This window comes from Caballeronia grimmiae, assembly GCF_022879615.1.
GTDB classification, from domain to species: Bacteria; Pseudomonadota; Gammaproteobacteria; order Burkholderiales; family Burkholderiaceae; genus Caballeronia; species Caballeronia grimmiae.
The window spans coordinates 232,637-256,923 of record NZ_CP084276.1 but is presented as its reverse complement, the minus strand read 5'-3'; the positions used below and the strand labels follow the sequence as shown (position 1 = coordinate 256,923).

Sequence of the window (24,287 nt, the reverse complement as noted above, 5' to 3'; positions counted from 1 at the left end):
GTGAGGATAAGCACAGCGAACATGCAATCACCGACGGACCATTTCTACCGCGAGACGACTCGCGTTCGGCTGACCGAATCGCTCCAAACCTGTCCGCTCATCGCGATACTGCGTGGTGTAGAAGCGCACGAAGCGGCCGCTCATGCGAGCGTGCTGTACGAGGCGGACTTTCATGTCATCGAAGTACCGCTCAACTCGCCGCGTCCGCTGGACAGCATCCGCGCGATTCGCGACGCGTTGCCCGCCGATGCAATCGTCGGAGCCGGAACCGTCCTGCGTGCGGCGGACGTGCGTGACGTCGACTGAGCGGGCGGTCAGTTGATCGTCATGCCGCACAGCGATCCCGAGGTCATCGCGGCGGCGCGCGAGCGCGGCATGATGACAGCGCCCGGCGTCGCGACGCCAACCGAAGCGTTCGCCGCGCTGAAGAACGGTGCTGACGTGCTCAAGCTGTTTCCGTTCGAGCAATTGGGCGCGAGCGTACTAAAGGCGTGGCGCCTCGTGATGCCGCGCGACACTGCGCTGATTCCTGTGGGTGGCGTGCGGCCCGTGGACATCCGCTCGTTGCGCGCAACAGGCGCGAGCGGCTTTGGACTTGGATCGGGCTTGTACAAGCCAGGCCAGGGCGTCGATGTGACGACGTCCAATGCGCTCGCTTATATGACTGCAGCAAGTTAGTTGTTCCGCAACACATATGAGCCGCGCTGACGGCCGTGCGTGATTTCCGACCGGGGTTGCGGCCCGGCTTGTATCGCGTCAACGATACTCGTGAAGCTCTGCCGCGTCCGATCGATATGCGTATTGATTAGCGCCATAATGCGGTTGATATCGTTCTTGCGCGCGGCTTCCGCAATCTGCCGATGTTCATCGAAACTGAGATCCGTATGCATCGGCCTGACCGCGAGGTGTGTCCGCAATGCGGCGATCTTTCCGCTGTGAAGGGCGTACGTTCTCGCCATTAACTGATTGCCGCAAAAATCGAAGAAGCACTGATGGAAGGCGGTGTCGCATTCGAGGTAGACGCGTGTTTTCCCTTTCGCGCGCGCCGCGGTCATCTTCTGCACGATCTCGTCGAGCTTGTCAGCAAAGCCTTCGCAGTCCCGCTGCATGGCACGCGTCACGGCCGTGCATTCGAGCGCCTGACGAAGCTCGCATAATTCGCGAACCTCGTCCTCGCTGGGCAGAAATACAGTCGCGCCTCGCTGCGGCAGCACTTTCACGAGGCCTTCCATCCGCAACAGCGACAAGGCCTCGCGCACGGGCGTCTTCGATACGTGCAGGATCTCGGCCAGGATCCGCTCGGACAAAGGCTGACCGAGTTCATAATCGCCGCTGACGATCGCCGCGCGCAATTTTGCGGCGACGGTTTCCGTCAGCGATGTACCGCGTTCGATGGGCTCCATGATGCGTCCGAGTTGATGCAGAGTGCAAAGAGATGATACGTGAGAACCGTCACGGAGAAGCACTTCGGAGCGTTGTGCTGCCGGTCCTGCGAACACGCAAGCGGCATTGCCCGCTCGCGGCTCGCAGGGCTGCGGGGAGTTCAACGTCGGCGGCGGTTATCGGTCACCTGACTGAGCATGACCGCGCCGACGATCAATGCACCGCGCACGACATATTGCCAGTATTCGGACACGTTCATCAGCGTCATGCCATTGCCGATCACGCCGAGAAACAATACGCCGATGAAGGTGCCCCAGATGCGTCCCTTGCCGCCGAAAAGGCTGGTCCCGCCGATGATGGTCGCGGCGATCACGTCGAGTTCCATGCCCGTCGCTGTCGTACCGGTTCCTGAGCCGATCTGCGACGCGATCAGGATTCCGCTAAGCGCGGAGAGGCCGCCGGTCAGCACCAGCGTCGCGGTCTTGACCCATGACACCTTGATGCCCGACAGGCGGGCCGCTTCCGCGTTGCCGCCGACCGCATACACCGCGCGGCCGAAGGTCGTATAGCTCATGACAAAATGCATGATCAGCACGACCGCGACGAACACGAAGGCCGGGAAGGGCAAGCCGAAGAGCGAACCGTTGCCGATGAAATCGAACCATCCCGGAAACGTTGCGAGCGGATAGCCGCCGGTGATCAGGTTCGCGGCGCCGCGCAATGCAGCGAACAGGCCGAGCGTCGTGATGAAGGTCGGGACATTGAAGCTTGCTTTCATCAGGCCGCTGAACGCCCCGCACGCCATGCCGGCTGCGATAGCGGCGCATGAGCCGAGAATGACCGCGGCGACGCTGCCCATCATCGGCGTGCAGGCGCCGACGACCCACGCGAGGATGCAACCTGCCAGCGCCATGCCCGAACCCACCGACAAGTCGATCTCGGCGCAGATGATGACGGCGGTCATCCCGCACGCGACGATACCAAGCATCGAGATCGCGCGCATGACATTTAGCAAATTCGAGAACGTCGAGAATCCGGGCGCGCAGAACGTTAGCATGACGGCAACCGCTATCAGCACAATTTCCAGCATGTAGCGATAAACCACGGATTCACCCGTTCCGCCCGCCTTGGCAGCCGAAGTGGTATTCGACATTGCACTTCCTTTGGCGCTCATTGCACGCCCTCCATCATGATTTGATAAAGATCGTCGAGGGCGATCGTTTGCGGGTTGACCTCGGCCACGAATCGCCCGCGATGCATGATCAAGATGCGGTCGCAGACTTCGAGCAATTCCTCCGGTTCGCTCGATACGACGATGGCGCTCATTCCGTGCGCCGACTTCTCGCGGATGATTCCGAAAATCTGTTCCTTCGCCTGTATGTCGATGCCGCGGCTCGGTTCATCAAAGAACATCACACGTGGATTGGTGTTGAACCAGTTACCCAGCACCACCTTTTGTTGATTTCCACCCGACATCGACGATACGGGCAACTGAGGGCGCGGAGCCTTGATCGCCAGGTCGGCAATCTGCTGGCGCACCGGCCCGGCTTCCATCTGCTGATTGATGAATGAGCGCCGGGATATTCGGCTCATTCCCGCCAGGCACAAGTTCGAATGAATCGAGTGCATCTGAACGAGGCCATGTTCCTTGCGGTTCTCGGGCGTATAGCCCAAGCCCAGCTTCTTCATTCGTGCCGGGGACGGTGCCTGCACCGCTTTGCCGTCCATTTCGATGGTGCCGCTGTCCAGCAGGTCCGCGCCGAAAATCGAGCGCAGCAACTCGGTGCGTCCCGCGCCGAGCATGCCCGAAATGCCGAGGACTTCGCCGCGCCGCAAGTCGAAGCTGATGTCTTCGAAGACGCCGTTTCGTTGCAGGTTCTTCACGGACAGCGCAGGTTGTCCGGTGGGCAACTCACGCGGCTGGACGCGAGAGGGCACATGATGCTCACCGAACATGGCTCGCACCACTTCTCTTGGACTGGTCTGCGCAATGGGCATTGAGCTGATGTGCTCGCCATCGCGCAGCACGGTGCAGGTGTCGGCGATGTCAAAGATTTCATTCATGCGATGCGTGATGTAGAGCATCGTCACACCATGCGAGCGAAGCAGGCGAACTAGGGTAAATAGCCGGTCCACTTCGCGATGACTGAGCGCAGATGTCGGCTCGTCGAGCAACAGCACCGAAGGCGAAGTCGCATACGCCTTGACGATTTCCACCATCTGCTGTTGACCGACCGGAAGCTTCGATACCGGATCGTCCGGTGATATGTCGAGCCCAGTCGCTTCGAGCATGCGCTCGGCGTCGCTTCGCAATTGCTTCCAGTCGACGCCTAACCGTAATCCTTTGCGCATGACGGGCAGACGGCCGAGGAAAATGTTTTCCGCCACCGAAAGCGTCGGAATTAGCGACAGTTCCTGATGCACCATTCGGATACCGACCGAGAACGCGTCGGCAGGGTGGTGGAAATCGCACGCTGTGTCGTTGAGCAGCAACTGGCCGCCATCTGCGCGAATCGAGCCACCGAGGATCTTCAGGAGCGTCGATTTTCCCGAGCCGTTCTTGCCCATCAACGCATGGATCTGTCCCGACTCGAATGTATGTGTGAATTGTCTGAGCGCGACGATGGAGCCGAAACTGCGCGACAAGCCACGCGCTTCGATGCGTGCGAACGTCTTGCGCGCTGTCTCGGTCTCGTCGTTCGAGCGGGCCGCAACGGGCGTTTCAGTTGACATTCTTCAGGCTCGATGCGTAAGCGGCGAGAGTCTTCGGATCATCGCGGCTGAGCGGCACGGCGGGCACTTCGACGACTTTGTCGACCTGTTGGCCTTTCACAGCCTTCAAGGCGGCTTTGACAGCTTCACGACCAATCAGCTTGGGTTGGGCCGCAGTGGTGGCGATGAGGACATCGTCGTTATCTTGCAAGAACCTGGTCAATTGCTCGGAGCCGTCGGTGCCAAACACGAAGACCTTACCCTGCTTGTTCATACGCCGCACTGCCTGCACCGCGCCTACGGTTCCGCCTTCGTTTGCCGCATAGATGACGTTGATATTTGGATTGGCCGTTAGCATATCGCTGACCACCGTGACTGCTTTCTCAGCGAGCCACGCATCCTGCTCTGCTGCGATGTTCAGCGTGCCGCCCTTGCGCGCCTCGGTCAGAAAGCCTTGAGTGCGCGCCGTGCTTAGCTCAGGCAGCTGAGCCTTGAAGCCAATGAGACCGACCGTGGCATTGCCGCCGAGCTTTTCTTTGATGAAGCGCATAGCGGCCTTACCGGTGCCGCCGCCCATAATGGCGCCCGACGATCCGACACGCGCGGCCGGGAAATCCGCCTTGATGTCCGTCGTCCACGTTACAACCTGTATGCCTTTGTCGTGTGCGCGCTTGAGTGCGGGAATCGACGCCTGATCGCTCAGCGGCGCAATGACGATCGCTTTGACGCCTCGTGATATGTATGTATCAATCAGGCTTGCTTCTTTCTCGGCCTTGTTGTCGGAGTTGCCATCCAGCAACGTTACGTTTTCGGCCTTTGCCTCCTCGCTCATGCCTCGCGCAACGCTTCGCATGAACATGTCCTGCTGGAACACGATGCCCGCGATGGCGACATTGTCTGCCGCACGCGCCAGACCTGTACTTGAGACAGCGATAGTGGCCGCAAGGACCGTCAGGAAACGTTTGTTCATGGTTCTCCTTTAGTGATGTCGTCTCGTCAATGGCGGATTGCCGAATGTCTGGCGCCATGCGCATTCCATAATGCGAGAACGCAAGCGGGTCGTGCGATTGTGGTGTCTGCCATCTGGTGTGGCAGTCATTCTATGGACATCTTGCTTCACGGGCATTGGTACTTCCACTAGGATATGCATCGTTCGTTCCGAATAGGAAAGGCCGGTCGACTTGTTGCCGGAAGAAGCTGGGATATGGCACTGAGCGATCCCGGCAAGCCATGGCGGAACCGGTGCCGATGAAAGCTTCAACGGCAAGTTCCGAGACGAATGCCTCAGCCTGGAATGGTTCTGGACGCGCGTCGAAGCCAAGGTCGTTATCGATGCAATGGCGGCGTCACTACAATGCCATTCGACCGCATTCGAGCTTGGCCTATCCGACACCCAACGAGTTCAAGCGTAAGCGGCCAGCGAACTCGTCTTGACGAACGATGGCTTACGCGACAGGCGCGAGAGGCTGCCAGTTATGCGGCAGCAATGTTGCGATGTCGCTTGCTTTGGGGGCCGGCAGGCGGGTCAGGATGTCCTTGAGATATGCATGAGGTTCGTGCCCGTTGATTTGCGCCGATCGGATGAGGCTCATGATCGCAGCGGCGCGTTGGCCAGCGCGCAGCGACCCTCCGAACAACCAGTTGGACCTGCCGATGGCCCATGGACGTATCTGATTTTCGACCCAATTGTTGTTGAGGTCGGTCGGAATCAGTGGAGGCCAACGCGTTAAGCAGCGGGACGATCCAGATAGAATCGCCGCGTAAATGCGGCAGGCGACAGGTAGTTCAGACGTGCCTGCGTGCGCTGCCGATTGTAGAACATTTCGATGTACTCGCTGATGGCAAGTTTGGCCTGCACGCGCGTTGCGAAGCGCTGATGATAGATCAGTTCGTTCTTGAGTGAACCCCAGAATGATTCTATCGGCGCGTTATCGTAGCAATTTCCGCGGCGACTCATCGACGCGCGCATGCCGAACTGCCTGAGGAGCTTCTGGTATGCCTGTGCGCAATATTGGGCGGATTCAACCGGTCGTCGCAACACCTTCAATCGAGGAGGTGCTGCATGGTGCGAAGTGCAAAGCAGGTGTATCGGTTGACGGGTCGAGCACCGATGTACTCGCCGGGCGCCCCATCACTTGGACATGAGATTGAGCGTCGGTTTTGGCAACAGATCGCGACCGGCATTACAAGCGAGAAAGCGGCGCAGGCGGTAGGCGCGTCGCAAGCGGTAGGCTCGCGCTGGTTCCGCTATCGTGGCGGCATGCCACTATTCATGTCCAAACCTATCGCGGGTCGATACTTGTCGTTCGCTGAGCTAGCAGGCCGTTGAAATATCCGTCGCAACGCGTCTTAGCGCGCCAACGACGGATATTTCAACGGCCTGCTAGAGAGGCCGCCTCCGGCGATAATGCTTTGCTCGCTCTACGGACGGTCGATGGCCGTATCTCAGCGCCCTTCGGAATTGCGCTGCACCGGCACTCGCGGGTGGCGGAATCGCGAGACGCTAGTTGATCGCATAATCGAAGCGACCTGGGGCGGCTATCCGTGAGACGCCAATACGCTGAGCAGGTCGGCTGGTGTGCGTTGCACGAGTGACCCGACGAGCACGCCATGGCTGAAATCGGCCGCCACGGAGCGGCGAACGGTGGCCAACCTGCCCGACATTTTGCCCCGGCTCTGGAAAGAACTGGTTAGGGCTGGGTCTAACGATTCGCTTGTTGCTCGATGGGCCGTTTAGCCATTCGCGAGTTCCTCGGCGGTTGCGAGACGTCCGTCAATCTCTGGCTCTGAACCTCCGATAAATGCATCTTGCTCCAAGAGGGCTTGAAACTTCGAAGTAGGAACAGGAGGACTAACGAAATAGCCTTGTATGGCGCTGCAGCCTTCTGCCACAGCGAAGCGGAACTGGTCGGCTGTCTCCACACCTTCCATCGTTGTCGGAAGGCCGAGGCACGCGCTCATCGTAATGATCGCCCGCACGATAGCGACACTTTCCGCGTCCTCGGGGATGTTGCGAACGAACGACTTGTCGATCTTGATCTTATCGAATGGAAACTTGCGGATGTAGCTCAAGGAAGAGTAACCCGTGCCGAAGTCGTCCATCGAGACGCGCACATGCATTGCGCGAAGTTCATTCAAGGTTTGAAGTGTCCGTGCTTCGTCCATGAGCAGGACGCCTTCGGTGATTGCCAGTTCTAGGCGCTCCGGCGGGAGCGCTGCGTCTTGCAGCGCCGATCTGACGTTCGACGCCAGGCCCTTGTCGCGGAACTGCACAGGCGAGAGATTGACCGCAACGCCGACGTGCGAGTGCCACGTCGCAGCTTGTGCACAAGCAGTCCTAAGCACCCAGTCGCCCAGCGGAATGATGATGCCCGATTCTTCGGCGATTTCGATGAATTCCGCAGGAGACACGAGCCCGCGGTCAGGATGACGCCAGCGTACCAGCGCTTCGGCAGAAGCGATGCGCCCGCTTTGAGCGTCAACGAGCGGCTGATAGTGGAGTTCCAGGTGTCCATCCGTTAGCGCGCGACGCAGTCCCGCTTCCAAGGCCTGCCTTTCTTGCGTCTTGTCGTTCAATGCAGGCTCATAACGCCGGTGGACCCCCTTGCCGTCCGCCTTCGCAGCGTAAAGCGCGAGATCCGCGTTGCGCAAGAGCTCCGCTGGAACGCGACCGTCTTCCGGGTAAAGCGCAAAGCCGACACTCGCGCCGAGGTGAATCGACTGGCCGCCCACGACGAACGTCTCGCGATTGGATGCGTCGACAATGCGGACGCACAACGTGCACGCTGTTTCTGCGTCGGCGCCGCGTTGCATGACTGCAAACTCGTCGCCGCCGAGGCGTGCGACGACGTCGTCAGCCCGTACGATCGCCCGCAATCGCTCTGCGATGCGCACGAGAACGTCATCACCTATGGGATGACCGAACGTGTCGTTGACTTGCTTGAAACGATCGAGGTCGACCATGATGACGGCGAACGGCTCGCCGGTATCGGCGGGCAGAGCGGTATGCAACGTGAGCAGTTCGTACAAGCTCGCGCGGTTCGGGAGCCCCGTGAGCGAATCATTGTAGGCGAGCGCGCGCATTTTCGCCTCAGTGCGCAGGCGTTCCCGTTGATCACGTACAGCAAAGACGGTTTGCAGCTTGTGCCCTAGCGGTACTTCTGAGCGTAGCACGCGAACCGGAATCCTCTGCCCAGTCGCTCCCACGAGTTCGGTCTCGCGCTCTTCCTTCTCGGGTAAGTCGCCGAGGTCGATGTCAGGAAGGAGCGTACTGACATGTGTGCCTGTCAGTTCTTCCGGCGCGAAGCCGGACAGACGTTCAACGCTGCTGTTCGACGTGACGATCACATCGCTTTGCGTGATGAGCAGGCCCTCCAATGCAACGTCGGCGAGATCGCGCAGCCGTCGCCTGTCTTGCCTTATCCTCGCTTTCGCAGCGAGGTCGAAGCGCCAACCAAGCACCGCCAGCATGATCAACGCGATTGACACGCCGGCGACGACGGGCGTCACAGTCCTCGGCAGAACCGCATCTGAGGGGAAGACAACGGTCGGTTCGTACCGCAACGTCATCGCTCCCATGCCGCAGAAATGCAGCAAAGCGATTGCCAAGAGCATGAGTGGGGCGGCGAGCTTTCGGATCCGTCGGTCCCGATTGGCAATTGCCAACATCGCCACTCCGAACAACGGCAGGCTTACACCAATCGAAGAAAGGACCAGTTCGACGTCCCACGACACAGTGCCTTGCACCAGATAAGCGCTCTGTCCGATGTAGTGAAGGGCCGCCACCCCCGTTCCAATGATCAACCCGGCAAGGACCTGCCTCGACCGTTGTGCGCCGGCGATCGAGACGGTCACGCTCGCGCCAATGCCGACGATCGCGCAGGCTAGCGACACCGCGGTCAGATACGGTTCGAAGGCCGCCGGCATCTGTGGTTCAAAAGCGAGCAAAACGATGAAGTGCGTCGCCCACGCCGTGCATCCGCTAGCCACGACGTTCACTATGCCCCAGTGAACCCTCGCTTTGCCCGAAGCGCGGGCGGCATGTCGTCCTACAGCGAACGATGCATAAATGCCGATTGCACATACCACACACGCAAGCAACATGAGACTTCTGTCGTGCTCGTGAAGAATGCAGTCGATGACTTGAAGGCCCGGCGTGTTCCCGTGTTCCATTCTTGGTCCGGTTATAGTGACGGTTTCACTGCAGCGCCAGGCTGCCGAAAGGGGCTTGAACGTATGTCGGCTTGTCGCTGCATGAACTTTAGGCGCGATCCGAGGCAGCACTGCCGCCACGCATCTTTCTCGACGTGCAGTCGGTGCCGTCTCGGGCAACCTCATCGCGCTTGCGTGCCTTTCGAAACTATTCTGGGGCCGTCGATAATGCGGCGGGTGGCCGCGCGGGCCGCTCGCCGCGTGTTGAATACGCTAATCCGCCTGTGATGGGTTCGACGCCTATCGTTCTGAACGCATCAGCACATTTATGCCGCAGCCAGGCGCAGCAGGCGAACGCCAATTCGTCTGCTTCACGTACGAAACACCGCGATCGAAGCCCGCAACTGTTCCGCATGATCCTCCAGCATGGCAGCCGCCGCGCTCGCCTGTTCGACGAGCGATGCATTCTGCTGAGTGACTTCGTCCATCTGAGACACCGCCTGATTGATCTGGTCGATGCCGCGGCTCTGTTCCACCGATGCCGCCGCGATCTCGCTCATGAGATCGGTGACCCGCCCAATGGCAGTATCGATCTTCTGCATCGTCTCGCCTGCTTCGGCCGCAAGCGATGCGCTTGTCTTAACGCGCGTGCCCGAAGACGTGATGAGTTGCTTGATCTCCTTTGCGGCCGTCGATGAGCGTTGCGCGAGACCGCGCACTTCGGTCGCGACCACGGCGAAGCCGCGCCCTTGCTCACCAGCGCGGGCAGCTTCGACTGCTGCGTTGACCGCAAGGATGTTGGTCTGGAATGCGATGCCTTCGATGACGCCGATGATCTCGTCCATCTTCCCGGCGCTGTCGCGAATCTCGGTCATCGTGTCGACCACCGTTCGGACGATGTTGTTGCCTTCCCGCGCCACTGCGCTTGCATCGTCGGCAAGACCTTTCGCGTGCGCGGCATGTTCGGCGTTCTGCTTCACCGTGGCGGTCAACTCCTCCATGCTCGCCGCCGTCTCCTCGAGCGACGCCGCTTGCTGTTCAGTGCGCGATGACAAATCGGTGCTACCCGCAGTCACCTCTTTCGCCCCCGTGCTGACTGCACGGCTTGATTCTGCGATGGCGCCAACGGTGCTGGCGAGGGTGGCTTGCATCGTGCTTAGAGCGCGCATGAACTCGCCGATCTCTCCAGGCGCGGATGCTGGCACGTCGCGCGTTAGATCACCAGATGCGATCGCCTGACAAGCGGTCACCGCTTCGCGGATTGGCGCGAGCACCGTGCGTTGCGCGCCGATGCGGATCAGCACCAACAGCGCAATGACGATAACGCTGGTCAAGGCCATCTGCTTGACGAGCGAGCGATGATAGGCCACGTCAACATCGGCAATATAGACACCGGTCAGAATGACCCAATGCCATGTCGGGTCGTACTGGTAATACGCAAGCTTGTGTTCGGCGACCGTCGACCCAGGACGCGGAAAGTCGTAGTTGTAAAGACCGCGGCCGTTGCGCTGGCCTAGCGTAACGAAGTCTCGATAAATGAACTTGCCATCCGCCGACTTGAAGTCGCCGACGTTCTTTCCAACTAAGGCCGCATTCGCGTGCGCTAGCACGACAGTGTCGTCCGATAGCGCGAGGAAGTAGCCATCCTCGCCGTAACGCATATTGTCGATCTGCTTGATGACCGTCGCTTTCGCCTCCTCAACGGTCTTGTCTTTCGATGCAACCTTCGCTTGCTCTGCGGCCATGAGGCTATGCAGCGATTCAGTGAGATGCTGCAGCTCGGTCGCGTGACCGGCGATCAGCGATTCGCGCAACTGCACCGCGTTCCAGATGCTCGCCGTGACGAAGGCGACGCCGATCGCCGCGATAAGCCAATATAGCTTGGCCTTCAGTCCTCGATTGGTGTGTGACATGTTTTCCCCGAAACGGCGGCGCAAAGCGCTCTTCAGACACCGCCTTGTTCTTAATTATTAGGTGCTCAGCCGTGCCGACGTCGTCGCCGCACAGTCATTCCCTTTCGCCGCTGAGGCGGTAGGTATGCGACTGCTTAACGACTGCTCAGAGCTGAACTTGAGCGAAGTATTCGCAAGGACGGGCGCCTCGTAGCGCGCGAGCCGACTTGCTATTTCGTTTTTGTTGTCGAGGGCTTGCATGCGGTTCTCCGTGATTCAAGACGTCTGCTTTTCGTCCACGGGAGCGCATGGGGCGGTCTGTCTAAGCGCGCTTGCGGCGGAAACGTTCGCTGTGCCCGATCCCATAGCGAAAACGCTGGCTGCATCGGACTACTCCGCGGTTTCCTTCCTCGAGGTTTATCCAACGCCTGCCCGCACGCGTTGTCGTTCGATGACGCGCCCGTGGTTGAGGGCAGGCATCGAATAAACCTATACGATTTCTGCCAGCTGGGCATCATTTTGCTCGGGACGTAACCTCGAGACGCCGGGCCGGCCCACTGGTGACGATCGCCTCTGGCTAACGTGCATTTTCCGTTTTCTGAAGCGACCCCGCTATGATCAGGGCGAGTGTAGGAAGGCCGGCCCACCGAACAAGTGGGAAATTTCGATGCGATATATACAGCCATGCTGTATAATATCAGTTCAGCCATCCCACTCCGTTTTGCCATGCAAACCAATAACCCGAAGAACGTCGTGCTGCGCTTCAATCGCGAAGTCATCGAAGACGGCAACCGCTCGTCGTTCGAAGCGCTAATGGCGCCGGACTTCGTGAACTGGGCGGCGCCCGATGCATCGCTTCGCGCCGCTGAGAACATGTGGAAGACCTTTGACGGCGTACTGCGCCCCGCGCTCTCAGGGCTGCACGTCGTGATTCATGACCAGCTTCTGGACGGCGACAAGGTCACGACGCGCAAGACGCTCCGCGGCGAACACACCGGGCCGTTGCTGGGCGTTAAGCCGACAGGTCAATCGCTGTCGATCGACGTCATCGATATCGTGCGCGTACGAGGCGGGCAGTACGTCGAACACTGGGGCATCAACTCGCTTTCTGCCGTCATCGCTCAACTGAGCAGCAAGTGAACATGGCTATCGACCAACTTGAACAACCGCACGCGTATGTCTCCAAGGACGAGGTCATGGTTCTCGCGGAGTCCATTCGCGATGTCGTGGGGCGTTTCGTGCGCTCCGTGCGCGAGCACAGCGGTACATGCTCGAATGCGCAGAACGAAACGCTTGCTCAGATGGAGCGCTGCGGACCAATGAACATATCGGCGCTCGCACAAAGCAGGGGCGTCACGCATCAGACGATGCGTCTCATCGTAACGAAGCTCGTCGATGCCGGCCTGCTCGATCTGATGCAGGATGCCAAAGACGGACGCGCTTATCTCGTGCATCTCACGCAGTCGGGCAAAGCACAACTGTGTAAGGATAGGAAGGCGCGAACCGAGTGGCTGACCGAGGTGCTGCTTGCCAGAACCAGCGAAAGCGAGCGTAGGAAGCTCGCCGAGGCCATTGGCGTACTTGTCAAGATCGCAGGCGCGGCGGACGCTGGTTAATCCGCACATCTTGCCCCGAAGCGCGGTGAGTCGAGGACGCCTAGCATGCGGCCGTAAAGTAGAGGTCCGGGCGACTCAATCGAAGGTTTGTCGCCGACAACAAGTGTCCCATTTCAACTCGCCGCGCCGCCCGTTCCGGTGTGGGAGAGGCGGGCTCGTTCTGGGCTGCAGCGCGGCGGCTTCAGATCGGACAGCCAGCCGTCTCGAAATCGATCGCGCAACTGGAAGAGCCCTTTCCCGGGACACACACGCCATGGATCGTGTGACTGTTAATCGTCGGGCTACAGGAGTGCACCACAACTTTTGTCTTGATCGTTTGAGAACGGCATTGCCTGCGCAGTGACTCGAGTGGCATCAGGGAGGCGGTGAAGTTTCGTTCGCCCTCTTGGGTTCCGACGTTGATCTTCTGCATTCTGACGGCGGCGGGCAGTACGCAGTCGTCGCGGAGCGACAGGCCGGCGAGCATTCGCAACGGCCGAAAGTCCCCGCGTCCGCTGTTGGGGCCAGCTTCCGGCGTGTTGCTCGCCGCTCGTTCCGTTATCGGCCGATGCGTCTGCGACATCGCGCATGTAGGCCTCGTTGAGCGCTCCCTAGGCACTCGCCGCGAATACGCTCATCCGACGCAGAACCCATCTCAGTAGTTCTTCTGCCGCGCCGGAAAGCGGCCGTCGCGCCTTTACGAGAATGCGTGCTTTCACTGCCTCGAATAGCGGGTGAAGGATGGGTAAGGCGATCAACTCGTCGGCATCGATCTCCCGGTACACGGAAAAAGCGCCGGGCAACGTCGCGCCTTCGCCGCGGGTCACGAACTGGCGCAGTACCTGCAACAAGTTGGTGACGAGCGTTGGTCTGATCTCGACATTTTCTGTGTAGGCGAGCATTTCGATGACTTGTCCGAGGCCGAAGGACGGCGGCATCAAGGCGAGCGGATACCGCAACATCTCGCCGATGGTCACGGCGCCGCCGCGTTTTGCAAGCGGATGCGCCGCATCGACCAGCAATACCACCGGCTGCGATGACGTCGCCCGATACACGATATCGGAATGGGCCGGCGGATTGTACGCAAGGCCGATGTGCGCGCGGCTCTGGGCGACTTCTTCCAGCACATCGTTGACGGGCAGGATATCGACCGCGACATCGAGCTTTGGATACTGCATGTGGAAGTCGCTCAGCACTTCTTCCATCAGGCCGTCGATATAACCCTCGCTGATCGCAAGCCCGATGTGCCCGCGCTGCAGGCCGTGCAAAGCACGCAGCTCGAGTTGTTCCTGCTGTGCCTGACAGCCGCGCCAGTATTCGAGCAGATGCGCCGCCTCGGTCGGCTTCACGCCGCGCGCCTGTCGTTCGAACAGTGTGGCGCGCGCCGACTTCTTCCTCGAGCAAGCGAATTTGCCGTGTGATGACGGATGCCGCCGTGTTGAGACTGTCCGCCGCCGCGCGGATGGAGCCCTGCGTTTTCTCAGGACCACTTTCGAGCGTTGCCCAAGGGGCAACGATTGCCGACCTCGGTTGCTCTTGCTCGTCGCATATTGGCTGACGAAGATGAATAGACCTTACGACCGAAACGTTCATCGGAGAACGCCCTTGTCCGCCATTCCCTCGACGCACATGACCCGAAATGCACGCGCCGCTGTATCGCAAGCTCGACTGGCGGCTGCTTCCGTTCCTGCTGGTTTGCTACACGCTCGCGTACCTCGACCGCGTCAATATCGGATTCGCCAAACTGCAGATGCAGAGCGATCTAGGTATCTCCGACGCCGTTTATGGCCTCGGCGCGGGTATCCTCTTTGTCGGCTACGTACTGTTCGAAGTTTCGAGCAACCTCTTGCTGCCGAAGGTCGGTGCGCGAAAGACCATTAGCCGCATCATGATTCTCTGGGGTGTGACGTCGGCGGCGATGCTGTTCGTGCGCAGCGAAAAGACCCTCTATGGCATGCGCTTCCTGCGGGGCGTGTTCGAGGCTGGATTTGCGCCGGGCATGATTTTCTGTCTGGCGTACTGGTACGGCCGCGCGCGCATGGCGCAGGTGATGGCGATCGTGATGCTCGCCGGGCCGATCGGCGGCGTCTTCGGCGGGCCGCTCTCGACCTGGATCATGACGTCTTTCTCCGGCGCGCATAATCTCGACGGCTGGCAGTGGATGTTCCTCATCGAGGGACTTCCGTGTGTGCTGTTCGGTGTGCTCGCGGTGTTCGTGCTCGCGGACCGTCCTGCCGACGCACGCTGGCTTTCTGACGATGAAAAACCTCTGCTCGCGTCCGAACTCGAACATCCGGCGGTCATCATTCGGTCGCGCAGGTGGCGCGCGATCCCGGTGTCTATCTGATGGCCGTGCCGTACTTCTGCTTCATCTGTGGCATCTAGGCCGTGAGCTTCTGGCTCCCCTCCATCATCGAGGCGGCGGCCGTCAAGGACACGATGCAGACCGGCCTGTATTCCGCGATTCCCTATGCCACCGCCGCAATCACGATGATTGTCATCGGGCGCAGTTCCGACCGGCGCGGCAAGCGGCGCTATCACAACGCGATTCCGGCGCTCGTCGGCTCGCTGGCGCCGATACGCCGATCACAGCCGTGTGGAGCCAACCGGAATGGCATGGTTTCCGGTGGCAAACTGGCTGCAGCGTGCCGGAAGCAAAGTCATTCGGGTCAAGGGTCAGCGCGTGAACGCGTTACGCTAATACCTTGAAAGCGCTTGGCGTGTCGGACCAGTGGATCGGTCCCGCGAACTCGATTCCGTTCGTGATAGGCGCAGTGACAACGGTCGTGTGGTCGCGCTTCGCTGACAAGCGCGGGAAGTATCGGTTCGATCTCGCTTGCGCGTGTGTCGTCGCCGCCGCCGGACTGGCAGTGGCCGCGATGGCATCCACCTTGCCGATGATCCTTGGCGGGCTGATTATCGCTGCGATCGGCGGCTATGGTGCGTTGCCTTCCTTCTGGGCGCTGCCGACGACGTTCCTGAGCGGTACCGCAGCGGCAGCAGGCATCGCGCTCGCCAATTCGATCGGCAATCTGGGCGGCTTCGCCGGTCCGTACCTTCTCGGCTATGTCCGCTCGACGACTTCGGGATATTCGCCGGGGCTCTGCATTCTTGTGGGTGCAGCGGTGCTCGCGGCGATAGTGAGCCTGGTTTCGCGTGAATCCGACAAGCTTGATGAGCCGGCCGTCGAGAACGGCAAGGTCGTGGACCGTCGATTCGACGGTAGTCCCAACTAATCGGCTGACGACCATAATACGCATCGGACACAATGATTTAGCATCGTATTGAGCCTGCAGTCGTCCCGCGCCGGCGCTGGTGGATCGGCATCTTCATCGGCATCGGCATTCTCGTCAACTATATTGACCGCGTAACGATGTCGGTGGCCGCTCCGCAACTGAGCGAAGCGTTCCAGCTCACGCCGGGCGATATGGGCGTTCTTTTCAGTGCGTTCTCGTGGGTGTATGCGCTCCTGCAGATACCGGCGGGCGTCGTGCTCGACCGCTTCGGCGTGAGGCGCGTCGGGCGATGAGGCGCGTTCTTGTGGGCCGTCTCGTCCGTCATCACCGCGCTGGCGAGCGGCTTCGGCACAGCACAGCAAACGGACGGCGCGGCCCAGGGCGCGTCGCACAATTGTCGGATGGACGTATCGACTTCACGGCGTTGTGGCATTCCGCCACCCTCCGCCCAACGCCGTGTAAAGCGTCACCATGTTGGATTGCTGCGCGGCCCGGTCCGTAATCATTTGCGTCTGCGCGGTCAACAATGTGCGCTGTGCGGTCAAAAGCGAAAGAAAGCTGTCGAGTCCGCCGCGATAGCGCGCATTCGCGATGTCGTAGTACTGCTGTGCGGAATCGACATATTGCGCGTCGGCGGCGGTCTGTTCGATGTACGACGCGCGCGCGGCGAGGGCATTGGCCACTTCCTTGAAGGCGGTCTGGATTGCTCCCTCGTAAGCGGCCACATCGATATTCTTTGCGATCCGCGCGGCGTCGAGCGTGGCCCGCAGGCTACCGAACTCGAAGATCGGCACCGTGACCGACGGTGTGAACGCCCACGCGCCGCTGCCGGCGCTGAAGAGCGTCGTTAGCGAGTTGCTCGCGGCCCCGCCCGTCGCCGTCAGTGAGACGCTTGGAAAGAATGCCGCGCGCGCAGCGCCGACATACGCGTTCGCGGCCTTCAGCGTATGTTCCGCTTCGACGATATCGGGCCGCTCGGTCAGCAGCGATGACGGCAGTCCTTCGGGCACCGCCGCGAAGAGCGATGCATCGGGCAGCGTGCGCGTTTCGGGGAAGCCATCGGGCAATGGACAGCCGATCACCGCAATCAGGTTGTTGCGGTCCTGCTCCACTGCACGTTGATACGAGGCGAGACTCGCCATCGCGCTCGTCAGGGAAGTGCGCGCCGATTGCACGTCCTGCATTGATCCGCTGCCGAGCTGCGCAGTCCGCACCGTCGTTTCGTAGGTATCGCGATACGACTGCACGGTGCGTTGCGTGTTTTCCAGCAATGCACGGTCGGCGAGCCACGTCAGATAGTCCGTGGCGGTCGTTGAAATCAGACTGATCTGCGTGCTGCGGCGCGCGGCGTCCGTGGAAAGGTATTGTTCCAGCGCCTGATCCTTGAGACTCCGGATGCGCCCGAAGAAGTCGATTTCCCACGAGCTGGCGCCGAGTTGCACGCTCGCCGCGCGCGTCGTCACGCCCGAGGAACGCAATGCGCTCTGCGCTCCCGTCGCCGCGACCGACGGCCCGAGCTCCGCCCGCACCACGCGATATTGCGCCTCGTACTGCGCGACCTTCATTGCAGCCTGCCGCATCTCGCGGTTATTGTTCAACGCCAGTTCGATCAGCTCGCGCAGATAGTCGTCCTGGACGAAGGCGCGCCAGTCCGTGAGGACATTCACGGACGCTGGTTCCGCACCCGACGTCTCATAACGCGGATAAGCAGCCGGAACGGGCGCGGCCGGACGTTCATAGCGCGGCTCCAGCGTGCACGCGGTGAGGACACACAACGTACACGCCGCAACGATTTTCATTGGCTTATTCACCGCGACCCCACCCTTTGACGAGCACAAAAAATACCGGCACGAAGACGATTGCGAGCAAGGTTGCCGCGATGACGCCGCCTAGCACACCGGTACCCAGACTTTGACGGCTGGCTGCGCCCGCGCCGCTGGCCATGGCCAGCGGCAGCACGCCGAAGCCGAACGCAAGCGACGTCATTACGATCGGACGCAGGCGCAGGTGCGCCGCTTCGATTGCCGCCTGCCGCAGCGTGTGCCCGCGCTCCAGCAATGACTTCGCATACTCGACGATGAGAATCGCGTTTTTCGTTGCAAGCCCGATCGTCGTCAGCAAGCCGACCTTGAAGTAGATGTCGTCGTCGAAGCCGCGCACATGCGCCGCCATCAGTGCGCCGACGATGCCGAGCGGCACGACCAGCATCACCGAGAACGGCACCGACCAGCTCTCATAGAGACCGGCGAGACAAAGAAACACGACGATCAGCGACAACGCATACAGATACGTCGCCTGCGATCCTGCAATCTGCTGTTGATACGACTCGCCCGTCCATTCCATGCCGATGCCCTGCGGCAGCCTGGCGACCAGCGCTTCGATGGCGTTCATCGTATCGCCGCTGCTGACGCCGCCGGGGCTTTTCGCGGTCATTTCCATTGACAGGCTGCGGTTGTAGCGTTCGACCTGAGGCGAGCCGCTCGTCCAGTGACCGGTGGCGAAGGCGGAGAAGGGCACCATCTGGCCGTCGTAACCAGTGCTCGTCGTCGTGGAAGGCGTATTGCTCGACGTCACGAACCACTTGCCGATATCGGACGGCATCATTCGATACTGGGGCAATGCCTGCACATACACCTTCTGGATGCGGCCCGTGTCCACGTAATTGTTCACGTAAGTCGATCCGAACGCGGTTTGCAGCGTGGCGTTGACGTTCTGGGCGCTCACGCCTAGCGCGGATGCCTTGAGATAGTCGATATCCACTTCGTATTGCGGCTCGTCGGCCATGCCGGCGGCGCGCATCCCCTCGATGTTCTTGTCCTTCGATGCCATCGCAAGCAGTTTCTGCCTGGCGGCGACGAGTGCGTCATGACCGAGACCGGCCATGTCCTTCAGTTCGAAATCGACGCCGCTGTACGTGCCGAGTCCGTGCACGGCAGGCGGGTTCATCGCGAAGACCTGCGCCGTGTGGATGCCGGCGAAATGCCTGTTCGCCGCCGCGATGATCTCCGCCGCCGAATGCCCCTTGCCCGCGCGCTGGCTCCAGTCCTTGAGGCGGACCATCGCCATGGCCATGTTCTGCCCTTCGCCTGCGAAGCTGAAGCCGTCGAGCATGACGATATCCTCGACATCCGAACGACTCGTGTAGTACGCCTCGACCTGCTTCTCGACGACGTTCGTCTGCACGCTCGAACTGCCCGCGGGCAGCGTGATGAGCGTCATTAGCGTGCCCTGATCCTCATCCGGCAGGAACGACGAGGGCAGGTTCACATACAGGAGCGCCGCGACGCCGCAAATCAGGGCGTAGGGCAGCATCGAGCGTAAAGGGCGTGCGACGAGCCGCGTGACGAGGCGTTCGTAGCGGCGCGTGCCGTTCTCGAACTTGTGATCGAACCACTCGAAGAAGCCGCGCCGCGCGTGTTCGCGATCGACCGGGCGCAGCAGCGTCGCGCACAGCGCGGGCGTGAGCGTGAGCGCCAGGATCACGGACAGCAGCATCGCGCAGGTGATCGTGAGGGAGAACTGCCGGTAGATTTCGCCCGTCGATCCGGACATGAACGCCATCGGAATGAAAACGGCCGTCAGCACGGCGGTCACGCCGATCAGCGCGCCGCCGATTTCGCTCATCGCCTCGATGGTGGCATCGAGCGGACTGGACCCCTCGCGAAGCAGACGCGCGACGTTTTCCACGACGACGATCGCGTCGTCCACCAGCAGCCCGATGGCCAGCACCAGCGCGAACAGCGACAGCACGTTGATCGTGAAGCCGACCGCGGCCATCAGGGCGAAGGTGCCGAGCAGCGCCACCGGCACGACGATGGTCGGAATCAGCGTGGCGCGCAGATTCCCGAGGAACAGATACCTCACGAGGAACACCAGCACGACGGCTTCGATCAGCGTCTTAATCACTTCGGCGATGGATGCGGAAATGAAAGGCGTCGTATCGTGCGCGACGCTGATCGAGACGCCTCCCGGCATCTGCTGTTGCAGCACGCCGAGTTCCGCCTTCACCGCTTTCGCCACGGTCAGCGCATTCGCGCCGCTAGCGAGCTGAATGCCCATCGATGCCGCCGGCTTGCCGTTCAGACGCGAAGTCATGTCGTAGGAATCGCCCCCGACTTCCACGCGGCCGACATCCTTCAGATAAACCCGCGAGCCGTCCGCATTCACGCGCAGCAGGATATTGCCGAAGTCGTCTGAAGTCTTGAGAAAGCCTTTCGTGACGATGGTCGCATTGATCGCCTGCTTGTCCGTGTTCGGTGCGCCGCCGATCTGCCCGACCGACAACTGCGCGTTCTGATAGCCGATGGCGGTTGTCACGTCGCTCGGCATCAGGCCGACGCTGCGCAGCCTGGCGGGATCGAGCCAGACGCGCATCGAGTGTTGCGCGTTGAAGAGCATCACCTGACCGACGCCGCTGATCTGCGTCAGCGTATCTTCCACACGCGTCGCCAGCAGATTGCCCAGATCGACGGCGTTCATGCGGCCATCGGTGGAGGTCACGGAGATGACCATCAGGATGTCGCCCGACGTCTTAGTGATCTGAATGCCCTGTTCCTGGACGGCGGTGGGCAGCGACGCATTGGCTTCCTGCACCTTGTTTTGCACCTGCATGGCGGCGACCTCAGCATTGGTGCCGGACTTGAACGTGAGCGTGATGGTCGCCGTGCCCGCCGAACTGCTCGACGATGACATGTAGTCCAGATTGTCGATGCCCGTCAAATCCTGTTCGATGACCTGGGTGACGGTCGTGGCGAGGGTATCGGCCGAGGCGCCGGGATACGTCGCGCTGATGCGGATGGTCGGCGGCGCCACGCTCGGGTACTGCTCGACCGGCAACCTGCGCAGCGCGAGCGCGCCGATCATCATCACCACAATGGCGATGACCCACGCGAGCACGGGCCGATGAATGAAGAAGCGGGAACGCATGGCTCACGCTCCCTTCTTCGTATCTTCAACAGGCGTCACTTTCATGCCCGCGTTGATCGACTGGAGGTTGTCGGTTGCAAGGCGATCGCCGGCGCGCAATCCGCTCGTCACGATCCAGTCCGCGCCGTGCGCCTGATCTGCCTTCACATTGCGGCTTTCGACAACGTTCTGCCGGTTCACGACGAGCACGGTCGCCGTGCCGCCCGAGCCGCGATTGACCAACGTCTGCGGCACGAGCAGCGCGTCCTGCTCGCCTTCGTCGAACTGCGCCTGCAGGAACATGCCGGGCATCAGTTCATGCCCGGGATTGGGGATCAGCGCGCGCAGGGTGATCGAGCCGGTGGTCGCATCGACGGTGACATCGGAGAACAGCAGCTTGCCGGGATGCGGATAGGTCGCGCCGTCTTCGGTCTGCACTGTCACCTGCGACGAACCCGCCTGCAACCTGCCCGATGCAATAGCCTTCTGCAGACGCAACGCTTCCACGCTGGAGCGCGTGACGTCGAGATAGAGCGTGTCCATCGACTGAATGGTTGCGAGCGCCGTGGTTTGATCCGACGTGACGAGCGCGCCCGCCGTCACGCTGGACTTGCCGATCTTGCCGCTGATCGGCGCGACAATGCGCGTGTGTGTCAGATTTACGCGCGCCGTTTCGAGCGCGCCGCGGTCGGTGACGATATCGGCGCGCGCTTCGTCGGCAGCGGCGAGATAGTTCTCGACATCCTGTTCGCTCACGCCCTTGACCTTGAGCAGTTCCTGATAGCGGCGTGCGGTGATCTCCGCCGCCTTCGACGTGGCGATGGCTTTCTGCAGCGTGCCGAGCGCGGTGTCGTAAGCGGCCTGGTAACTTGCCGGATCGAGTTGATAGAGCGGCTGACCGGCTTCCACGCTCGCGCCTTCGACGAAGAGGCGTTTCTGCACGATGCCGTCGACTTGCGGACGCACGTCGGCGACTTCGACCGAGGACAGACGGCCCGACAGGTCATCGAGGATATCGATGTGCTGCGGTCGCAACGTGGTGACGGTGACTTTCGGTGCGGTGGGGGGCGAAGCGGCGGCCGAAGCGGACTGGTCGTGACACGCGCAGAGCGCGAAGGCGGCGATCGACAACGAAGCAGCGAGCCGGAGAAGACGGTGTTCGGGCATGAGACGCAAAGAACTTGAGCGAAGGCTGAACGATAGCCGCACGCCGGCCGAACATCAACTAAGTCGTTGATTTGTCGATACATTCACATTTTGTGTCCAGATTGACATGAACCGCGGGCGCAATCTGATGGACAATCGCAACATGATCTTCCACGCCGTTACCGGCGATTGACGTAGTGACCGATACCCGACTTCTGCTCGTCGAAGACGATCCCGAGATCCGAGCATCGCTGGCCGACTTCCTGCGGGGCAAGGGGCTGAACGTAGAGGTGGCCGACAGCGCCGAGGCGGCGCATGGCGTGCTCGCGCGCGGTGCCTTCGACCTGATCCTGCTCGATGTGATGCTGCCCGGTGAAGATGGCCTGAGCTTCTGCCGGCGCGTGCGCGCATCGGGCGGCCCGCCAATCATCATGCTCACGGCGCTGGGCGAACCGACCGACAAGGTTGTCGGCCTCGAACTCGGCGCTGATGATTACGTGACGAAGCCGTTCGATCTGCGCGAACTGCTGGCGCGCATTCGCGCTGTGTTGCGGCGCGGGCAGACGCAGACCCCGACGCGCACGCAGCCCGGCGAGCAGGCGACCGAACTCGTCATGGAGTTCTCCGGCTTCACGTTCTATCCGTATCGACGCTTTCTGCGTTCGCCCAAAGGCCTGCGCGTGCCGCTGACCGGCGCGGAAACCGATCTCCTGCTGGTGTTCTGCCAGAACGCGCGGCAAGTGCTATCGCGCGAACAACTCATCGGTCTGACGCGCGGCAAGGACTTTCCGATTGCCGCGCGCTCCGTCGATCTGCTCGTCAGCCGCCTTCGCCGCAAACTGCAAGGCAATGATCCGCTGGACGATCCGATCCGCACCATGCGCGCCGACGGCTATGCATTCCAGCCCGAAGTGAAGACGGTTTGATGCCGATGCCGCGTTTTTTCTCTACAACGCTCGGTCAGATTCTGGCGATCGTCGCGTGCTCGTCGGTCGCGACGTTTCTGCTGTTCATCGCGCTGCTGTTCTTCCCCGGCGCGCCGCCCAATCCGCCGTGGCCGTGGCAGACCACCTATCGCATCACTGGGCTCGTCGGTCTGCTGAGGACGATGCCGGAGGCGCAGCGGGCAAACGTGCTGGCATCGGCGGGAATGGCCGCGAAGCTGACCGATGCCCCCGCTCCATGCGCCACCGCCACGCTCGACACCCACGATCTCGAAGCAGCGCTGAAGTCCGAGTTGCACGATGCATCGCCGCTGACGGTGCGCACGTGCGACGCAAAGCATCCTGAACGCGATGTGCAGGTGCTCGTTCCGCTCGGCGCGCGCACGCTCGAAGTGCGCACCGAACGCAGTGAGCGCGAACCCGAGCGTTTCACGATTCCGTTCTTCGGCGCGCTGGCGTTTCTGTGCGTGGGCGTCGCGGCGCTGTCGGCGTGGGCCGTGTCGCGCGTGATCCGGCCGTTGCGCCGCTTGTCGAAGCAAGCCAATGCCTTCGGCCGCGATATCGCAATCGCGCCGATCGAAGAAGAAGGTCCGCTGGAGATACGCCGCGCCGCGCACGCTTTCAACGCGATGCAGGAGCGCATCGCGCAGCACATGCAGAGCCGCACGCGCATGCTCGCGGCCATCAGCCACGATCTGCGAACGCCGCTGACTCGCATGCGGCTGCAAGTCGACAACGAAGACAAGCAAATCGACCGCGGCAAGTTGCAGCGCGATATCACGCTGATGCAGACAATGGTCACCTCGGCGCTCGCGTTCCTCACGAGCAGCGCGAGCGCCGAGAAGAAGGAGTGGCTCGATCTTGGGGCACTGCTCGAAACGCTGTGCGATGAGTATGACGAATCCGGTGCCGAGATTCGCTATGAGGGCCCGGATCAGATTCCGTTTTACTGCCGGCCTGACGCGATGCAGCGCGTGCTGACGAATCTGATCGAGAACGCCATTTACTTCGGCACGCTGGTCGTGGTGGCGGCGAGCGTGCGCGGCGGGGAAGTGGTCATCGACGTAACGGACAACGGACCGGGCATTCCGCCTGAACGCCTGACCGACGTAATCGAACCGTTCGTGCGACTCGATTCCGCGCGCGCGCACCGGTCGGGCAGCGTAGGGCTGGGACTGTCCATCGTTGATGACATCGTGCGCGCGCACGGCGGCACGCTGACGCTGAGCAATCGCGAACCGGCGGGCCTGAACGCGCGAGTGTCGCTGCCGATCGTGAATGGCACTGACCGAATCGCAATGTGAGGAGCGTCGCTGCGCGCAA

The 24,287-nt window shown here is 61.3% G+C and carries 15 protein-coding genes and 8 pseudogenes; 11 read left to right on the top strand and 12 right to left on the bottom strand.

The window, feature by feature from the left end; genetic code table 11:
* The first annotated feature begins 21 nt into the window (after positions 1–21).
* Positions 22–678, top strand: a pseudogene (locus tag LDZ21_RS29725) (2-dehydro-3-deoxy-6-phosphogalactonate aldolase).
* On the opposite strand, the gene LDZ21_RS29720 reads toward LDZ21_RS29725, so the two are convergent.
* From LDZ21_RS29720 to LDZ21_RS29705, 4 genes are all read right to left on the bottom strand, one after another.
* Positions 675–1,403, bottom strand: a complete 729-nt coding sequence (locus tag LDZ21_RS29720; protein ID WP_244797753.1) for a GntR family transcriptional regulator — start codon at positions 1,401–1,403, stop codon at positions 675–677. The pseudogene LDZ21_RS29725 and the gene LDZ21_RS29720 sit on opposite strands and share 4 nt — an antisense overlap.
* 140 nt (positions 1,404–1,543) lie before the next feature.
* Positions 1,544–2,536, bottom strand: a complete 993-nt coding sequence (locus LDZ21_RS29715; RefSeq protein WP_244797752.1) for an ABC transporter permease — start codon at positions 2,534–2,536, stop codon at positions 1,544–1,546.
* Between the two features lie 17 nt (positions 2,537–2,553).
* Positions 2,554–4,029 carry a sugar ABC transporter ATP-binding protein gene (locus LDZ21_RS29710; protein ID WP_425306870.1) on the bottom strand — a complete coding sequence of 492 codons (1,476 nt, stop codon included), beginning with the start codon at positions 4,027–4,029 and terminating at the stop codon, positions 2,554–2,556.
* A gap of 76 nt (positions 4,030–4,105) precedes the next feature.
* Positions 4,106–5,065 (bottom strand): substrate-binding domain-containing protein, encoded by a 960-nt coding sequence (locus tag LDZ21_RS29705; RefSeq protein ID WP_244797750.1) that lies wholly within the window; start codon positions 5,063–5,065, stop codon positions 4,106–4,108.
* A gap of 216 nt (positions 5,066–5,281) precedes the next feature.
* Here LDZ21_RS29705 and LDZ21_RS29700 point away from each other — a divergent pair.
* Positions 5,282–5,529: pseudogene (locus LDZ21_RS29700) on the top strand (integrase core domain-containing protein); the annotation flags it as partial.
* An 11-nt stretch (positions 5,530–5,540) separates the two neighbouring features.
* Here LDZ21_RS29700 and LDZ21_RS29695 read toward each other — a convergent pair.
* A pseudogene (locus tag LDZ21_RS29695) lies at positions 5,541–5,825 on the bottom strand (transposase domain-containing protein); the annotation flags it as partial.
* A pseudogene (locus LDZ21_RS29690) lies at positions 5,822–6,112 on the bottom strand (IS3 family transposase); the annotation flags it as partial. The pseudogenes LDZ21_RS29690 and LDZ21_RS29695, both read right to left, overlap by 4 nt.
* 66 nt (positions 6,113–6,178) lie before the next feature.
* Between LDZ21_RS29690 and LDZ21_RS29685 the strand changes: the two are divergent.
* Positions 6,179–6,409, top strand: a pseudogene (locus LDZ21_RS29685) (IS30 family transposase); the annotation flags it as partial.
* Between the two features lie 419 nt (positions 6,410–6,828).
* Here the strand turns inward: LDZ21_RS29685 and LDZ21_RS29680 are convergent.
* Both LDZ21_RS29680 and LDZ21_RS31260 read right to left on the bottom strand, forming a co-directional pair.
* Positions 6,829–9,267 (bottom strand): bifunctional diguanylate cyclase/phosphodiesterase, encoded by a 2,439-nt coding sequence (locus LDZ21_RS29680; RefSeq protein ID WP_244797749.1) that lies wholly within the window; start codon positions 9,265–9,267, stop codon positions 6,829–6,831.
* 350 nt (positions 9,268–9,617) lie between these two features.
* Positions 9,618–11,159 carry a methyl-accepting chemotaxis protein gene (locus LDZ21_RS31260; protein ID WP_280519453.1) on the bottom strand — a complete coding sequence of 514 codons (1,542 nt, stop codon included), beginning with the start codon at positions 11,157–11,159 and terminating at the stop codon, positions 9,618–9,620.
* Between the two features lie 705 nt (positions 11,160–11,864).
* Between LDZ21_RS31260 and LDZ21_RS29665 the strand changes: the two genes are divergently transcribed.
* From LDZ21_RS29665 to LDZ21_RS29655, 3 genes and pseudogenes are all read left to right on the top strand, one after another.
* Positions 11,865–12,278 (top strand): ester cyclase, encoded by a 414-nt coding sequence (locus tag LDZ21_RS29665; protein WP_244797748.1) that lies wholly within the window; start codon positions 11,865–11,867, stop codon positions 12,276–12,278.
* Positions 12,279–12,280: 2 nt separating this feature from the next.
* Positions 12,281–12,754 carry a MarR family transcriptional regulator gene (locus LDZ21_RS29660; protein ID WP_244797747.1) on the top strand — a complete coding sequence of 158 codons (474 nt, stop codon included), beginning with the start codon at positions 12,281–12,283 and terminating at the stop codon, positions 12,752–12,754.
* A gap of 110 nt (positions 12,755–12,864) precedes the next feature.
* Positions 12,865–12,984: pseudogene (locus LDZ21_RS29655) on the top strand (helix-turn-helix domain-containing protein); the annotation flags it as partial.
* A 360-nt stretch (positions 12,985–13,344) separates the two neighbouring features.
* Here LDZ21_RS29655 and LDZ21_RS29650 read toward each other — a convergent pair.
* Positions 13,345–14,251 (bottom strand): annotated as a pseudogene (locus LDZ21_RS29650) (LysR family transcriptional regulator).
* Between the two features lie 121 nt (positions 14,252–14,372).
* Here LDZ21_RS29650 and LDZ21_RS29645 point away from each other — a divergent pair.
* From LDZ21_RS29645 to LDZ21_RS31495, 3 genes and pseudogenes are all read left to right on the top strand, one after another.
* A pseudogene (locus LDZ21_RS29645) lies at positions 14,373–15,307 on the top strand (MFS transporter); the annotation flags it as partial.
* Positions 15,308–15,438: 131 nt separating this feature from the next.
* Positions 15,439–15,969 (top strand): MFS transporter, encoded by a 531-nt coding sequence (locus LDZ21_RS29640; RefSeq protein ID WP_244797746.1) that lies wholly within the window; start codon positions 15,439–15,441, stop codon positions 15,967–15,969.
* Positions 15,970–16,016: 47 nt separating this feature from the next.
* The gene (locus LDZ21_RS31495) at positions 16,017–16,262 is read left to right on the top strand and encodes an MFS transporter (protein WP_404980719.1); all 246 of its coding nucleotides are present in this window, start codon (positions 16,017–16,019) and stop codon (positions 16,260–16,262) included.
* A 123-nt stretch (positions 16,263–16,385) separates the two neighbouring features.
* Here the strand turns inward: LDZ21_RS31495 and LDZ21_RS29630 are convergent, their stop codons facing one another.
* From LDZ21_RS29630 to LDZ21_RS29620, 3 genes are read right to left on the bottom strand one after another with little or no spacing between them, the layout of a single operon-like run.
* Positions 16,386–17,768: an efflux transporter outer membrane subunit gene (locus LDZ21_RS29630; protein WP_244797745.1), complete on the bottom strand. Its 1,383-nt coding sequence runs from the start codon at positions 17,766–17,768 to the stop codon at positions 16,386–16,388.
* Positions 17,769–17,772: 4 nt separating this feature from the next.
* Positions 17,773–20,895, bottom strand: a complete 3,123-nt coding sequence (locus LDZ21_RS29625; protein WP_244797744.1) for an efflux RND transporter permease subunit — start codon at positions 20,893–20,895, stop codon at positions 17,773–17,775.
* Between the two features lie 3 nt (positions 20,896–20,898).
* Entirely contained in the window at positions 20,899–22,041 is a 1,143-nt protein-coding gene (locus LDZ21_RS29620; RefSeq protein ID WP_244797743.1) for an efflux RND transporter periplasmic adaptor subunit, read from the bottom strand.
* A 176-nt stretch (positions 22,042–22,217) separates the two neighbouring features.
* On the opposite strand from LDZ21_RS29620, the gene LDZ21_RS29615 reads away from it, so the two are divergent.
* Together LDZ21_RS29615 and LDZ21_RS29610 are read left to right on the top strand one after the other, a co-directional pair.
* Positions 22,218–22,946 (top strand): response regulator transcription factor, encoded by a 729-nt coding sequence (locus LDZ21_RS29615; protein WP_244797742.1) that lies wholly within the window; start codon positions 22,218–22,220, stop codon positions 22,944–22,946.
* A 5-nt stretch (positions 22,947–22,951) separates the two neighbouring features.
* Positions 22,952–24,268: an ATP-binding protein gene (locus LDZ21_RS29610; protein ID WP_244797741.1), complete on the top strand. Its 1,317-nt coding sequence runs from the start codon at positions 22,952–22,954 to the stop codon at positions 24,266–24,268.
* The last annotated feature ends 19 nt before the right edge of the window (positions 24,269–24,287 follow it).

What these genes read in the sequence shown, in the direction of transcription:
- LDZ21_RS29620 (WP_244797743.1), bottom strand. Translation starts at nt 22,041, where the DNA reads ATGCCCGAACACCGTCTTCTCCGGCTCGCTGCTTCGTTGTCGATCGCC.
- LDZ21_RS29630 (WP_244797745.1), bottom strand. Translation starts at nt 17,768, where the DNA reads ATGAAAATCGTTGCGGCGTGTACGTTGTGTGTCCTCACCGCGTGCACG.
- LDZ21_RS29665 (WP_244797748.1), top strand. Translation starts at nt 11,865, where the DNA reads ATGCAAACCAATAACCCGAAGAACGTCGTGCTGCGCTTCAATCGCGAA.
- LDZ21_RS29625 (WP_244797744.1), bottom strand. Translation starts at nt 20,895, where the DNA reads ATGCGTTCCCGCTTCTTCATTCATCGGCCCGTGCTCGCGTGGGTCATC.
- LDZ21_RS29715 (WP_244797752.1), bottom strand. Translation starts at nt 2,536, where the DNA reads ATGTCGAATACCACTTCGGCTGCCAAGGCGGGCGGAACGGGTGAATCC.
- LDZ21_RS29680 (WP_244797749.1), bottom strand. Translation starts at nt 9,267, where the DNA reads ATGGAACACGGGAACACGCCGGGCCTTCAAGTCATCGACTGCATTCTT.
- LDZ21_RS29660 (WP_244797747.1), top strand. Translation starts at nt 12,281, where the DNA reads ATGGCTATCGACCAACTTGAACAACCGCACGCGTATGTCTCCAAGGAC.
- LDZ21_RS29610 (WP_244797741.1), top strand. Translation starts at nt 22,952, where the DNA reads ATGCCGCGTTTTTTCTCTACAACGCTCGGTCAGATTCTGGCGATCGTC.
- LDZ21_RS31260 (WP_280519453.1), bottom strand. Translation starts at nt 11,159, where the DNA reads ATGTCACACACCAATCGAGGACTGAAGGCCAAGCTATATTGGCTTATC.
- LDZ21_RS29720 (WP_244797753.1), bottom strand. Translation starts at nt 1,403, where the DNA reads ATGGAGCCCATCGAACGCGGTACATCGCTGACGGAAACCGTCGCCGCA.
- LDZ21_RS29705 (WP_244797750.1), bottom strand. Translation starts at nt 5,065, where the DNA reads ATGAACAAACGTTTCCTGACGGTCCTTGCGGCCACTATCGCTGTCTCA.